12 protein-coding genes and 1 tRNA gene are annotated in these 14388 nt (G+C 68.6%); 5 read left to right on the top strand and 8 right to left on the bottom strand.

The window, feature by feature from the left end; all coding sequences use genetic code 11:
* The first annotated feature begins 5 nt into the window (after positions 1-5).
* Positions 6-971 (top strand): formimidoylglutamase, encoded by a 966-nt coding sequence (gene hutG / locus P5P27_RS00810; protein ID WP_411815728.1) that lies wholly within the window; start codon positions 6-8, stop codon positions 969-971.
* A gap of 132 nt (positions 972-1103) precedes the next feature.
* On the opposite strand, the gene hutH is transcribed toward hutG, so the two are convergent.
* The 4 genes from hutH to P5P27_RS00790 all read right to left on the bottom strand — a co-directional run bounded on the left by hutH (position 1104) and on the right by P5P27_RS00790 (position 5404).
* Positions 1104-2669, bottom strand: a complete 1566-nt coding sequence (gene hutH / locus P5P27_RS00805; protein ID WP_278127394.1) for a histidine ammonia-lyase — start codon at positions 2667-2669, stop codon at positions 1104-1106.
* Between the two features lie 2 nt (positions 2670-2671).
* Positions 2672-4171: an amino acid permease gene (locus tag P5P27_RS00800; RefSeq protein WP_278125944.1), complete on the bottom strand. Its 1500-nt coding sequence runs from the start codon at positions 4169-4171 to the stop codon at positions 2672-2674.
* A 496-nt stretch (positions 4172-4667) separates the two neighbouring features.
* Positions 4668-4741 (bottom strand) — tRNA-Gly (locus P5P27_RS00795).
* Positions 4742-4834: 93 nt separating this feature from the next.
* Positions 4835-5404, bottom strand: coding sequence for a TIGR03086 family metal-binding protein (locus tag P5P27_RS00790; protein ID WP_278125942.1), 570 nt, complete (start codon positions 5402-5404; stop codon positions 4835-4837).
* 157 nt (positions 5405-5561) lie between these two features.
* On the opposite strand from P5P27_RS00790, the gene P5P27_RS00785 reads away from it, so the two are divergent.
* Positions 5562-7067, top strand: a complete 1506-nt coding sequence (locus P5P27_RS00785; protein WP_278125940.1) for an HNH endonuclease signature motif containing protein — start codon at positions 5562-5564, stop codon at positions 7065-7067.
* A 90-nt stretch (positions 7068-7157) separates the two neighbouring features.
* On the top strand, positions 7158-8489 hold the full coding sequence (locus tag P5P27_RS00780; RefSeq protein ID WP_045539993.1) for a family 1 glycosylhydrolase: 1332 nt from the start codon (positions 7158-7160) through the stop codon (positions 8487-8489).
* Between the two features lie 7 nt (positions 8490-8496).
* Here P5P27_RS00780 and P5P27_RS00775 read toward each other — a convergent pair whose 3' ends face one another.
* The 3 genes from P5P27_RS00775 to P5P27_RS00765 form a co-directional block, all read right to left on the bottom strand.
* Positions 8497-8682 carry a type II toxin-antitoxin system antitoxin gene (locus P5P27_RS00775; protein WP_006896996.1) on the bottom strand — a complete coding sequence of 62 codons (186 nt, stop codon included), beginning with the start codon at positions 8680-8682 and terminating at the stop codon, positions 8497-8499.
* Positions 8682-9566, bottom strand: a complete 885-nt coding sequence (locus tag P5P27_RS00770) for an SPFH domain-containing protein (RefSeq protein WP_006896997.1) — start codon at positions 9564-9566, stop codon at positions 8682-8684. Before P5P27_RS00770 ends, P5P27_RS00775 begins: the two co-directional genes overlap by 1 nt.
* Positions 9567-9656: 90 nt before the next feature.
* The gene (locus P5P27_RS00765; protein WP_278127393.1) at positions 9657-11291 is read right to left on the bottom strand and encodes an alkaline phosphatase D family protein; all 1635 of its coding nucleotides are present in this window, start codon (positions 11289-11291) and stop codon (positions 9657-9659) included.
* A gap of 162 nt (positions 11292-11453) precedes the next feature.
* Here P5P27_RS00765 and P5P27_RS00760 point away from each other — a divergent pair, with 162 nt between their 5' ends.
* Both P5P27_RS00760 and P5P27_RS00755 read left to right on the top strand, forming a co-directional pair.
* A complete protein-coding gene (locus tag P5P27_RS00760; protein WP_045539989.1) occupies positions 11454-12533 on the top strand; it encodes a metallophosphoesterase in 1080 nt (359 codons plus the stop codon).
* A 149-nt stretch (positions 12534-12682) separates the two neighbouring features.
* Positions 12683-13666 (top strand): hypothetical protein, encoded by a 984-nt coding sequence (locus P5P27_RS00755; protein ID WP_006897000.1) that lies wholly within the window; start codon positions 12683-12685, stop codon positions 13664-13666.
* Here the strand turns inward: P5P27_RS00755 and P5P27_RS00750 are convergent.
* On the bottom strand, positions 13663-14337 hold the full coding sequence (locus tag P5P27_RS00750) for a DUF998 domain-containing protein (RefSeq protein WP_062366204.1): 675 nt from the start codon (positions 14335-14337) through the stop codon (positions 13663-13665). The genes P5P27_RS00755 and P5P27_RS00750 overlap by 4 nt on opposite strands.
* Positions 14338-14388: the final 51 nt, after the last annotated feature.

The following is a 14388-nucleotide window of genomic DNA, read 5'->3' as shown; positions in this document are numbered from 1 at the left end:
TGTCGATGACCGGACTCGTGGATGTGACGCCCGAACCGTGGTCGGGGCGAGACGACGGCCCGGGTGCCGAACATGTGCGGTGGCATCACGTGGTGCGCCCGCTCGTCGCCGACGATCCGCCCGCCGCCGACTCCCCCGCCCCCACCACGATCGTCGGCTTCGCCAGCGACGAAGGGGTACGCCGCAACAAGGGCCGCACCGGCGCGGCGACGGGGCCCGGTGCACTGCGGCGCGCGTTGGCGCCGATGGCCCTGTCCGGACCGATCAACGTCTTCGACGCCGGCGACGTCGCCGTCACCGACGGCGAGCTGGAAGCCGGCCAGGAGCGGCTCGGCCGGGTGGTCGGCACGCTGCTCGACGCCGGACACCTCCCGCTCGTCCTCGGCGGCGGTCACGCCGTCGCGTACGGCAGTTTCCTCGGTCTGGCCCGCTCGCGGGCCGCGCAGGCCGGGGCACGGCTCGGGGTCCTCAACCTCGATGCGCACTTCGATCTGCGGCCGGACCCCGTGCCCAGTTCCGGCACCCCGTTCCGGCAGATCGCCGAACACGAGCGTGCGCGCGGCGCACAGTTCCGCTACGCGGTGCTCGGCATCAGTCAGCCGAGCAACACGCGGGTGCTCTTCGACACCGCCGACGCGCTCGGTGTGCGGTATCTGTTCGACGACGCCTGCTCGGTCGCCGACTTCGCCGTCGTCGACCGTTTCGTCGATGCGTTCCTCGACGATGTGGATCTGCTGTACCTGACCATCGACCTGGATGTGCTGCCTGCCGCGGTGGCCCCCGGCGTCAGCGCCCCGGCCGCATACGGGGTTCCGGTGGAGACCGTCCAGCGGGTGTGCGACCGGGTGGCGCGCAGCGGCCGGCTCGCACTCTGCGACGTCGCGGAACTCAACCCCGCACTGGACATCGACGGCCGCACGGCGCGTACCGCGGCGCGACTGCTGCACCGGATCGTCACGGCGCGCGCCTGATCGGCGGCGCTCAGAGCGCTCGCGAGACAGTTCACGTCCGACCAACACAGACCCTCGAACCGACCGGAGACTGTGGGAGCCCGCCCGGAATCCGGGCGGGCTCCCACAGTCTTGTGTGGCTTCTGGGGCCGATCAGTCCAGCGGACCGGTCACCGACTCCGCCGCGTCGAGCAGTTCGCCGCTGCGGGCCAGTTCGACGACCGCGTCGATCTCGGGGGCGAGCCAGCGGTCGGTTCCGGGGCCCTGCACGCGGGCGCGGATCGCGTCACGGACGGCGGCGGTCGGGGGCGCCGGCTGCAGGGGTGCCCGCAGGTCCAGTCCGCGTGCGGCGGTCAGCGCCTCCACAGCGAGGACCCGGGTCAGGCCGTCGATGCTCTTGCGGAGCTTGCGCGCCGCCGACCAGCCCATCGAGACGTGGTCCTCCTGCATCGCCGATGACGGGATGGAGTCGACGCTGGCGGGCGCGGCGAGCCGCTTGAGTTCGGAGACGATCGCGGCCTGCGTGTACTGCGCGATCATGTGACCGCTGTCGACACCCGGGTCGTCGGCCAGGAACGGCGGCAACCCGTGGTTGCGGGCGGTGTCGAGGAATCGGTCGGTGCGTCGCTCGCTCATCGACGCGACGTCGGCCACGACGATCGCGAGGAAGTCGAGGACGTAGGCGACCGGGGCGCCGTGGAAGTTGCCGTTGGACTCCACTCGTCCGTCGATGGTGACCACCGGGTTGTCGACGGCGGCAGCCAGTTCCCATGCGGCGACCTGTTCGGCGTGCGCGAGGGTGTCGCGGGCGCCGCCGGCCACGGTGGGCGCGCAGCGCAGCGAGTACGCGTCCTGGACGATGGTGCAGTCCGGGCTCTGGTGGCTGGCCACGATCGGGGAGTCCTCGAGCAGCCGGGTCATGTTGCCGGCGGCCGCGGCCTGTCCCGGGTGCGGCCGCAGTGCCTGCAGGTCGGCGGCGAAGACGCGCCCGGTGCCCAGGAGTCCTTCGACGCTCATCGCCGCGGTGATGTCGGCCAGCGCCAGCAGCCGCCGCAGGTCGTGGCAGGCCAGCACCAACTGGCCGAGCATTCCGTCGGTGCCGTTGATGAGTGCCAGGCCCTCCTTCTCCTCCAACACCACCGGGGTGATGCCTGCGGCCGCGAGAGCCTGCGCCGCGGGCATCTGCTGCCCGGAGGCGTCACGGACCACGCCCTCGCCGATGACGGCCAGCGCGCAGTGCGCGAGCGGGGCCAGGTCGCCGGAGCAGCCGAGGCTGCCGTACTCGTGAACCACCGGGGTGATGCCGGCGTTCAGCAGGGCCGCGTAGGTCTGCGCGACCTCGGGCCGGACTCCCGTGCGGCCGGTCGCCAGAGTGGACAGGCGCAGCAGCATCAGCGCGCGGACCACCTCGCGTTCCACTTCCGGTCCCGACCCGGCGGCGTGCGACCGGACCAGACTGCGCTGCAACTGCTTGCGCATCTCCTGCGGAATGTGTCGGGTGGCGAGGGCGCCGAAGCCCGTCGACACTCCGTAGACCGGCTTCGGGTCGGCGGCCAACGCCTCGATGCGGGTGCGGGTCTGCGCGATCGCGGCCAGCGACTCGTCCGACAGCCGGACCTTCGCGCCGTGCCGTGCGACTGCCACCACGTCGTCCGGGCTCACTGCCCCGATGCCGACGACGGTCTCGGCCGTCGGGGTGGATTCGGTCTGTGCGGTCATGGTCATGGTTGCTCCAATTCGGGTTCTGACGAGGTGGTCGGGGGAACGGTTGCGGGGTCGGCGGCCATCACCGCCGGCGGGTGGGTTTCGTCGTGCGCGTCCTCGCTCCGGTCTTCGGAGGCGCGTCGCACCCACAGCTGGTAGGCCAGGGTGAGCAGTGCCAGCCAGACGACGCCGACGATGATCGCGACTCGGGTGTCCGGGTAGTAGGCCAGGATGCCGAACACGAACAGCAGGAATGCGATCGCGGCGATCGGTCCGTAGGGCCACAGCGGTACCGGGAACTTCAGTTCGGCCTGCTCCTCCGCGCTCATCTTGCGGCGCGAGGCCACCTGGGCCAGCAGGATCATCAGCCACACCCAGATCGTCGCGAAGGTGGCGATGGCGGCGATGATCAGGAACACCCGATCCGGGATGAGGGCGTTGAGCACCACGCCGATCAGCAGCGCCACGGCGATCGCCGCGACCGTCACCCACGGCACGCCGCCGCGGCTGACTCTGCGCATCGCGGCCGGAGCCTGTCCCTTGTGCGCCATGCCGTACAGCAGGCGGCCGGCGCCGTAGATGTCGCTGTTGATCGCCGAGAGCGCCGCGGTGATGAGCACCAGGTTGAGCACGGTCGCCGCCGCGTGCAGGCCGAGTCCCTGGAAGATCTGGACGAACGCGCTCGACTTGGAGTCGACGCTCGTCCACGGGTTGATCGCCATGATGACCGCGAGCGTGAGCACGTAGAACAGAATGACTCGGATCGGGACGGTGTTGACCGCGCGCGGGATGGTCTTCTCCGGGTTCGCCGCCTCTCCGGCCGTCACACCGATGATCTCGGTGCCGCCGTAGGCGAAGATCACCACCGCGAAGGAAGCGATGATGCCGCCGATGCCGTTAGGCGCGAAACCGCCGTGTGTCCACAGATTGCTGACTCCGGTGCTCACGTCGTGCACGCCGAAGCCGAAGATCAGGATGGCCGCGCCGCCGGCGATCATCGCAATGATCGCCACGACCTTGATCAGTGAGAACCAGAACTCCAGTTCGCCGTAGACCTTGACGCTGATCAGGTTCACCGAGGCGACGACGAGCACCACCAGCAGCACCCAGATCCATCTGGGTACGTCTGGGAACCAGAAGCCCATGTAGACGCCGAAGGCCGTCACGTCGGCGAGGCAGACGATCACCATCTCGAAGATATAGGTCCATCCGGTGGTGAACCCGGCCAGCGGGCCGAGGTACTTGCGCGCGTACTCGCCGAACGAGCCGGCCACCGGATTCGCCACCGCCATCTCGCCGAGCGCCCGCAGCACCAGGAACACCACCGCGCCACCGATCATGTAGGCGATCAGGACGGCGGGTCCGGCGGTCTGGATCGCGTCGGACGATCCGTAGAACAGTCCTGTGCCGATCGCCGAGCCGAGCGCGATGAAGCGGATGTGCCGCGCTGAGAGCCCGCGGCGCAACGTGCCGCCGGTGGTCGACTCCGTGGGTGTGCCGGGTGCGGTGGCATTCACGGGCGCTACCTCCTGGGGGTGGTCGGCCGCTCGGCCGATTGGTGTGGGGTCCGCAATGAGCATCGCCGTTAGTGACACCCATCACGTTGTCTATACATGTATAGACGTGTGCTCCCGCTCGGTCAAGACCGCCGGCGCCGCATCGCCATGTCCGTCCGCCCCATGAGGACGCGGAGGCGGGGGCCGACGCCGGATGCTCGAGCCGTCACAGCAAACGGAATACGTTGCGGCGGGCGATGTACGGACCGTCCGAGCAATGGTCGGGGCACGCAGGTCGGCGCCGCGTCAGCTCGCCCGACGACGTGGCGTTGAGACCGTGCCTGATGCGCCGATCGCAGATGCACTCGTCGAGTGTCGCCATGCGGTGGACTCAGAGTCCGATCGAGACGTCCGGAGTCGGGTGCGGGCGAGCCCGCACCTACTCGCAGATGTTGACTCACAGTTGCCTCGCAACGCGAAATCCCCCGGCCAGAAATGCTCCGACCAGGGGATTTCGTGGAGCCGATGACGGGAATCGAACCCGCACTCTCAGCTTGGGAAGCTGATGTTCTACCACTAAACTACATCGGCACTGCGAGGCGATCTCGCGGCTCCAAGACTAGCAAACCGCCGTCGACTCGCAGTGACCGACGCTCCGGAAGCCGTCAGGTGTGACGGCTTCCGTCAGGCCGTCCAGTGCGGATCACGGCCCGACAACCCGACGAGCCTGTCGAGCGGCGGGGCGGTCTCAGGAACCGGCACGCTAGCCGCGAAGGCCTTGCCCTCGCCCTGGAAGTCCGGGGTGAGCATCCCGGGTGCGAACTCCAGCGAGGCCTCCAGCGCACTGTCGGCGGGCGCCCAGGGTCTCCCGGCCGCGCGAGCCAGGTCCCAACCGTGAACCTGGTACTCCCACAACATCATCGACAGAGCCATGTCTCCGGGCATCGCGGACTCTCCGATTCGGAGCGGGTCGGCGGCGGCCTCCGGCAGCACGACGTCGAGTCGTTCGGCGAGCTCCCGTACCTGGTCGCCGCCGGTGCCGGTCACAGACACCGCGCCCGGATCACTGCAGAGATGGTCGTCTGAAGTGAATCCGTCGGTGAACGCGGTTAACCACCCCACGACGTGGGCCCGCAACGTCTGAAAGTCGAACTCGGTGCATGGAGTCGGAGCGTCGAGCGGAGTGTCTGAGGCACCGTCGAGAACGTCGGCGAGGCTCTTCAGGGTCTGGTTCAGGGCAGTGGACGTTTCCATGATTCGACGGTACGACCACACACTCCCGAGGTCTTGAAGATTTCCGACATCTCCACCGCCCGCTCGCGGACCAGTTTTGTCGGACCTGAGTGATAGCGTTCAGGTATTCAAGAAAACATGGTGTGACCAGCTGAAACACTCGGGGGAGGTGGCAGCGATGAGCGATCCGATCACTAATGGTGTCACCGCTCTCGCGCTGCCGAACCAGCCCTCAGAGTTGTTGGCATTGATCGATGCCGCGGCGGTGAAGCTCGCTGAGACCTCGCTGTCGCCGGAGACCGAACCGGAACTGCTGGCCCACACACAGACCGCCGAACGCATCCGGCGACGCTGGGACGGCATCTCCGCAGCACTCCTGGTGGAAGTCTCCGACCGCAACGCCCACCGCACCGCCGGCTATCTGAATCCGCACCAATACCTCTCACAGGGCTTGCGGCTGGGAACCCGCGAGGCGGGTCGGCGGCTGCGGATGGCTGAGACCATCGGCGAATTCTCCAACTTCCAAGGGCAGACTCTGCCTCCGCGCAAGCCGGCTACCGCCGCCGCGGTGGCGGCCGGGACTGTCGGCGCCGAACACGCGTTGGTGATCTCGGGCGTTTTGGCGAAAGTGCCCGGCTGCATCTCGCCGGAAGTCAAAGCCCGTGCTGAGGCGGAGTTGGCCGACGCTGCGGCTGGGTTGAATCCGGATGATTTGGGCAAGGTCGGTGAGCGGCTGCTCGCTCACCTGGACCCCGATGGTCAGGAGAGCGATCACGTCGACCGGCAACGCCAGCGCGGAATCACGATCCTCCCGCAGGATCGTCAGTTGATGAGCAGAGTCCGCGGCGCCATGACCCCGGAGTTGCGGGCCAAGTTCGAAGTGATCCTCACCGCCTGGGCCGCACCCGGCATGAACAACCCCGCCGACCCCGACTCCCCGACCGGAACCATCGACGCCGACGACCTCGACGCCGAAGCACTCGCGGCGGCGCGGGGCCGGGATCTACGCAGCGCCGCCCAACGCACACACGACGCACTGCTGGCCCTGTGCGACTACGTTCTCGCCCACGGCGGACTCGGAGCACCGAACCGGATACCGGCCGAACTCGTCATCACCGTCACCGACCAAGAACTCGCCGCCCACGCCGGCATCTCCCTGACCGCCACCGGCACCCGCGTTCCGATCGGCGAGTTGGTCCGGCTCGCTGCCGACGCCGTCCCGCACCTGGCGGTCTTCCGCCATCACACCAGCGAAGTCCTCTACCAAGGCCGCGGTGCACGGTTCGCGAGCAAGGCGCAGCGGTTGGCGTTGTTCGCCCGCGACCGCGGCTGCACCGCCCCCGGCTGCGACCGCCCCTTCGCACAAACCCAAGCCCACCACGCACCGGACTGGATCACCCCGGCCGGACGCACCGACATCGACGCCCTCGGCGCAGCCTGCGGACGCCACAACCGCGCCGTCGGCACCAACCGCGGCCAATGGGAAACCACCATCCTCACCGACGGACCCCACACCGGACGCATGGCCTGGCGACCAGCCACCACCAATCACCCCTGGCGCCTGAACCCCATCCACCACGCCGGACAAGCACGGCACCTGCACCCACGAGAACTCCCCCAACCACCTCCGCAGACGCAACCCGCACAGCCGAGAGCCGGATCCCGTCCGTACCACGCGGCCTGATCGGGCGCGCGGGACCACGAATGCAGCCACTTCCCCCGAAATGAGACTATCGTCACACTCATGGGAGGGGCTCCGTCGCGCCGTCGCGCCATGTCGGTCCGAGTCAATCCTGCTCTGCTCCTGGCTGCGGCTCTCGCCCTCGCGCTCGCGTTGAGTGCCGCACTGACCCCGGCGATCCCGTCCAGTCTCACCGCCTCCGCCGAGGCCAAGCCGGGCGGCTCACTGCCATCCACGTTCCTCTGGGGTGTCGCCTCCTCCGGTTTCCAGTCCGAAGGCGACTCCCCCGACAGCAACTGGACTCGCTACATCGCGAAGGGTGCGACGGACGATCCGATCGGGACGTCCGTCGATTTCCGGCATCGCTACGCATCAGACATAGCGCTGGCGAAGAGCCTCGGCGCCAAGGTCTACCGCATCGGCATCGAATGGGCCCGCATCGAACCGCGCCCCGGCCACCTGGCTGCACGAGAACTCGACTACTACGACGACGTCGTGCGCACCATCGTCGCCGCGGGAATGCGGCCGATGATCACCCTCGACCACTGGGTGTACCCGGGTTGGATCGCCGACCGCGGCGGATGGTCCGACCCCGGCACCCTCGACGCCTGGCTGCGGCACAACCGGATCGTCGTCGACCGCTACGCCAAGTACCACCCGCTCTGGATCACGATCAACGAACCGGCCGCGTACGTCCTGAAAGAGGTCCAATACGGCGGCATACCGAAGAAATCGGTGACGCTGATGGTCGACAGACTCGTCAAGGCCCACCAGACCATCTACCGATACATTCACGCCAAAGACCCTGGCGCCCAGGTCAGCTCCAATGTCGCCTACATTCCGACCATCGAGCCCGGCCTCGACCAGGCCTTCCTCAACCGCATCCGCAACCAGCTCGACTACGTCGGACTCGATTACTACTACTCCATCTCCCCGACCGACCCCACGGCCGTGTACGCCGCGACGAGCGAGTTCTGGAAGGCGTCGGCGGCGACCGACGGCGTGTACTACGCGCTCCGCGACATGGCGCACCGCTTCCCGGGCAAGCCGCTCTACGTCGTGGAGGCTGGCATGGCCACCGAGAACGGCAAGCCCCGGCCGGACGGGTACCGGCGCGCCGACCATCTCCGCGACCTCGTCTACTGGATCCAGCGCGCCCGCCGCGACGGACTCCCGGTGATCGGCATGAACTACTGGAGTCTCACCGACAACTACGAATGGGGCAGCTACACACCGAGATTCGGTCTCTACACCGTGAACGTCAAGACCGACCCCACGCTCCGGCGGATCCCCACCGACGCCGTGACCGCCTTCCGTGGCATCACCGCCGAGGGCGGCGTCGGGCCGCGCTACCGGCCGACCCGTCCCGCGACCGTGTGCTCACTGGTGGCAGCCCCGGCCAGCTGCCTGATGCCCGCACGATGACCGGCACTCAATCCGGCCACCGCCCGGCCTGCTTCAGTGCCAACCGAAGCGCGTACTCGAGCTGACCGTTGACGCTGCGCAGGTCGTCCGCCGCCCATTTGGCGATCGCCGCATGCACGTCCGGGTCCAGCCGCAGCAGCACCTTCTTCTGCTCGCGCTTCGCCGGACGGGAAGCGCCCGACTGCTCGGTCATCAGGCGTACAGGGTTCCCGCGTTGACCACCGGCTGCGTGGCACGGTCACCGCACAGCACCACCAGCAGATTCGAGACCATCGCCGCGCGACGCTCCTCGTCCAGCTCGACGACGCCCTGTTCGGCGAGCCGGTCGAGCGCGAGACCGACCATCCCCACCGCACCCTCGACGATCTGCTGACGCGCCGCGACCACCTGCGCGGCCTGCTGTCGGACAAGCATCGCCTGCGCGATCTCGGGCGCGTAGGCCAGGTGCGTGATCCGAGCCTCGATGATCTCGATGCCCGCCATCTGGGTGCGCTCACGCAGTTCGACGGTCATCTCCTCCGCGATGGTGGCACCGTCGCGCAGGCTGATGGTGTCGGTCTGATGCGAGTCGTACGGATAGCTCGTAGCCAGATGACGTACCGCCGCCTCCGACTGGATGGCGACGTACTCCTCGTAGTCGTCGACCGCGAACGCCGCCTTGAAACTGTCGACGACGCGATAGACCACCACCGCCGCGATCTCGACCGGATTGCCGTCCGCATCGTTGACCTTGAGCTTCTGAGTCTCGAAGTTGCGGATACGCAGCGAGATGGTCCGGCGATCGGTCAGCGGCGTCACGAGGAAGAAGCCCGCGTCGCTCACCGAACCGATGTAGCGGCCGAAGAACTGCAGCACCTTGGCCTCGTTGGGGCTGACCGTCGTCAGACCGGTCATCGTCAGCAGGGCCGCGAAGCCCACGATCACCGCGAGCACGGTGACGACGATGAGCGCGGGCGACGCCCCGTCCGACACCGCCGCGATGGTCGCGATCACCGCCACCACGCAGGCGATCACCACCACCAGCGATCCGAGCAGACCGATGAACCCGTTGGTCCGCCATGCATTCCGAAAGTCCACAGCGACACCCTCCCGTCGACGGCGGACCGGTCGTCCACCACTAGCAGGATGATATCACTGAGCTATCAGCGGCACGGCTGATCGCATGAGTCAGCTCGCCGGGCCGGAGACCTTGGTCATGCGGCGGGTTCCGGAGCGCACCTTCCACGACTGCGCGTGATACTCGCCGGTGTGCCGGTCGGCGCGGTCGTTGAGCGAGTACCAGTCCATCTGGGCCGCTGCGGGATCGACGGTCAGCACCCCGTACCCGTGGGCGTCCGTGTCGACCCAGCGGGCGTGCCGATTCGTCGCCGTGATGGCGGCCGCGGCGGCGTTCCCGACCGTGTGCTCGGGCGCCTTCACCATGTCGTCGAGATTGTTCGACGTCACCGAGGTCACCACGAACTCCGTGCCGAGTGTGCCCGCGCCCGGATAGTCGGCGGGCTTGCGCGGAATCTCATTGGCCCACGACATGTGGATGTCGCCGGTGAGGAACACCAGATTCTTCTTGCCCGCGCGGTCGGCGGCGTCGAGCAGTCGCGCCCGATCCTTCGTATAACCGTCCCACTGGTCGGTGTTGAAGGGCACGCCGTTCTCCGGAACACCGATCAGATCGGTGATCGCCTTGGTCGTGTCCGGGTTCAGCGGCGGCAACAGCACCGGCGAGATCATCACGGAGTTGCCGATGAGCTGCCATCGGGTGGTGGAGGTGACGATGCCGCCGGTGACCCACCCCATCTGCGCACGACCGGTGATCGTGGTGGCGCCGGCGTCGGACTGCTTGCTGAACCTCGACGCCTCGCGGTCCCGATAGGTCCGCAGATCGAGCATCGACAACTCGAGCAGCCTGCCGTAACGCAATCGCCGGTAGATGTGCCGGTTGTTCGCCGAGACGACCGGCCGAACCGGCATCCACTCGTAATACGCCTTGTCCGCGTTGGCCTTTCGTGCCGCCCACGGCCCCTGCCTGGCGGGATCGTGATTCTCCGCCCCCGAGCGATACGAGTTGTCGGCGGTCTCGTGATCGTCCCAGGTCGCGATGAACGGGAGCGCGCGATGCAGTTGCTGCAGGTCGGGGTCGGTCTTGTACTGGCCGTGTCGGATGCGGTAGTCCGCCAGCGAGACGATGTCGTGCGCCGGGCGGTGGATCCGCACCGGGCCGTTCTTCCCGCCGTATTCGCCTGCGCCGTACTCGTAGATGTAATCACCGAGATGAATGACGGCGTCGAGCTCCGTCCGCTTGGCCAGGTGCCGATAGGCAGCGAAATAGCCCGCCTCCCAGTTGGAGCAGCTCACGACTCCGAAGCGAGCCTTCGCGACATCGGCGTCGGTGGCGGGCGCGGTCTTGGTGCGGCCGACCGGCGACACGGCGCCCGCAGCCGGCCCTCCGGTGACCCGGAAGCGGTACCAGTAGACGCGGGCCGGCGCGAGTCCGCCGACGTCGACCTTCACCGTGTGATCGCGTGAGGCGTCGGTGGTGACCGAGCCCGAGGCGACCGTCGATCCGAAGTGCTCGTCCGCCGACACCTCCCAGACCAGATTCGACGACGGCCCGCGTCCGGAGCCGGGCGTCGCCTCCGCGGTCGGAGTGACGCGCGTCCAGAGGATGACACCGTTCGGCAGCGGATCGCCGGAGGCCACTCCGTGCTGGAACGCCGCCCGCGGGCCGGGCGCGCCGCGGGCTTCACCCGCCGCGACGACAGAGGGAACACCGAGGGCCAGCGCGCCGGCCCCGGCGGCGCCCATGAAGGCACGCCGGGAGACAGGGAGGGAGGTTCGTTTCTCAGACATCGCGAGAAGGCTGGCAGAGGCAGGTTACTCGTCAGTAAACGCAAGTCGGCGCCGACATGGCGAATAGTGCTGGAATCGAACACCTTTCGTTCACGTAGACGTGGAACCATCACGCCCATGACCGACAACAGCCCCCAGCCGCACCGCCGCGGCCTCGATCGACGCACCTTCCTCGCGGGCGCCGCCGCCACCGGCGCGGCCGCCGGCCTCGGAGCACTGGGATCCACCGCCCGGGGAGCCGGAACCGCCTCCGCCGCGTCCCGCTTCCCCCTCCCGTCGAAGGCGTCGAGCCTCCACGTCCTGGTGACCGGCGACGCGGGCACCGGCGAGAAGCCCCAGTACGCGGTAACCGCCGCCGCTCGGAGGATCCACGCGACCACTCCGTTCGACCTCGCCCTCGGTCTCGGCGACAACATCTACGAGACCGGCCCGAAGGGCCCGGACGACCATCAATTCACCACCAAGTTCGAGAAGCCGAACGCCGGTCTCGACTTCCCGTGGCTGATGACGCTCGGCAATCACGACAACACCGCCGTGTTCCCCGGCGACGGCGGCTGGCTGCTGCGCGGCGACGCCGAGGTGGCCTACCACCGGCGCTCCCGCCGCTGGTACATGCCCGCGCGCTATTACAGCGTCCCGCTCGGCGTCGCCGACGTCTTCGTCCTCGACATGAACCCCCTCGCCGCCTACATTCCGCCCTTCCTGTCCCCCGAGTGGGAGCCCGGCGGTCACTACATGACGCGCCAGGCGGCATGGCTCGACCGCGCGCTGCGGACTTCGACCGCACCCTGGAAGATCGTCTGCACCCATCACCCGTACGCGAACAACGGACCACACGGGCCGGCGGGCGACTTCGACGGACTCCCGGCCCCGCTGAACGGCGTGGAGATGAAGCGGTTCATCGAGAAGCACGTCGCGGGCCGCGCGCACTTCCTGTTCTCCGGACACGATCACAGCCAGCAGGTCCTCGAGAACGTCTCCGGGCTCAAGGGCACGCGCCAGATCGTGTCCGGGGCCGCGGCGAAGTCGGTGAACGGCCGCTCCGCCGGCCGCTTCCGGGCCAAGTACGAGAACTACCGCGACCGCGGATTCATGACGCTCGCGATCGATTCCACATCGGTGGTTCTGACGGCCCACGAAGTGGCCGCGAACGCGTCCGGGCCGACGGAGGCCTTCACCACGACGTACCGGCGCTGACGTCGAAGTACCTACACCGCACAGTCCCGATCCATCGGACTTTTCGCTGAAAACCCCTCCCCCGACCGACTGACGGCGCTAGTTTCAAGCAATCCATCTCAGTCGTTCGTCGCATCTCGTCGCGGGTCGCCGACCAGGGGAGGCTTCGGATGTCCAAGCTCACGACTCGACGGATCCTGGCCGCCTCCGCCGTGGCCATCGTCGCCGCAGGCGCGTCAGCGGCACCGGCGCACGCGGCGTCGACTCCGGGGGTATCGGCGACATGCGCACCCGGTGAATCGGCCGATGCGAGCATCCGCAATCCGATCAACGGCAACGTCCTGATCCCGATCACCGCCGACTGCAAACGGGCGGCACCGGTCACGGCGGCACTGGGTGACGGGTTGCTCCGCCTGTTCGGTCAGGAACCGATCCTGCGGGACCTCAACCAGGCGATCGCCGTCGGTCCGGCACTGCCGACCAAGGCCTCCATCGCGGGCGGCGGGATCACCGCCGCGATCGCGGTCACCGGCGGTGAGGCGCATTCGCTCGCCAATGTGCTGAGCCTCGGTGTCGCCGCCGGTCTCCTCGGCGGAAAGGCCTCGGCCAATGCGACGGTGCTCGGAGCCTCCGTGGCGGTGGCAACGGTGACGGGCGCGCGCGCCGAGGCCACCGCCCTCCCCGCGGCACTCGCCTTCAGCACCGCCGACGCCCGCGGACGCACCACGACGACCACGGCGTTCGGCGGGGTCACCTCGGCGAGCAGTGGCAAGGGGCCCGGCAACGGCGCGATCTGTACGGCGGCCTTCGGCACCGCCGAGGTCCGCTCCGGAAACTCGGTGACCGACTCCTGCACCAGCGTGGGATTCCTGTTCCAGCGGACGCAGCACGACGACGGCCCGATCGCTCTCTCGGTCAAGAACCCGCTCGACGTGAGCCTGGTGAACCCGTTCGGCGAATCACTCGGCGACCTCGTCGGTGTGGTCGGCTCGGTGGTCGACGTTCCGGACGCGGTGCACGATCTCCTCGGTGCGCGGATGGTGCCGCGCCTGAACAGCGATGTGGTCCGCGTCGTGATGGATCCCGCCCGGCCGCGACTGGAGACCGACATCCCGGCCTGGCTGCGCGGCGAGACGCGACCCAAGGGCCGTTAGCCTGCGGTGCCGTCGTCCGCCGAGTTCGCGGAGGCGGCACGCGCGCCGCGTCCCCACCGGGCGATCGCGACGCCCCAGAACGCCAGCCACAGGCTCATCCCGCCGACCTGGATCCGCTGGGCCAGTCCCAGCCGGTAGTCGCCGCCGAGCCGGTCGGCGGCCAGCATCCAGACGGTCGCGAGCACGACGACGGCGAAGACCAGACCGCCCCCGTAACGCAGCCACGCCCAGTCGCCCCGCCGCCAGGCCGCCAATGACGCCGCGACCATCGCCACGAAGATCGCGAACACCGCGAGCGAGCTCGTGAGGGCGTGAACGTGCTGCAACTGCGGCAGCAGGCCGCGTGACTCGGATGGGCACCCCGGGTCGCGACCGGCCAGACACTCGATCGGCATCAGCGCGTCGGCGATGGTCGACGCACCGAACGCGCCGATCGCCACCGCGGCGGTGATCGAGAACCTGTTGCGCACCAGCGACGGCGGCCAACCGAGGCCGAACGCGGCGAGCAGCGAGAAGACCCCGGTCAGCACGTCGCCAGTCACGTAGACATCGCGGTGCGGCATGTGGCCGCTGTCGAGCTCGGACAGGAACGAGCGCATCGGATCGAGTCCGGAATGCAGGAACAGGTCGAGCACCCACGACGAGTAGCAGACCCCCGCCAACACCAGCATCGCGCCGACGAAGGCGGATCTGGCTCGTAATCCGTGCACGACGTCGGAGTC

Source organism: Gordonia sihwensis, from assembly GCF_029632925.1.
In the GTDB taxonomy this organism is placed as follows: Bacteria; Actinomycetota; Actinomycetes; order Mycobacteriales; family Mycobacteriaceae; genus Gordonia; species Gordonia sihwensis.
Note: the sequence above shows the minus strand (reverse complement) of the source record. Positions and strands in the feature narration are given on the sequence as shown.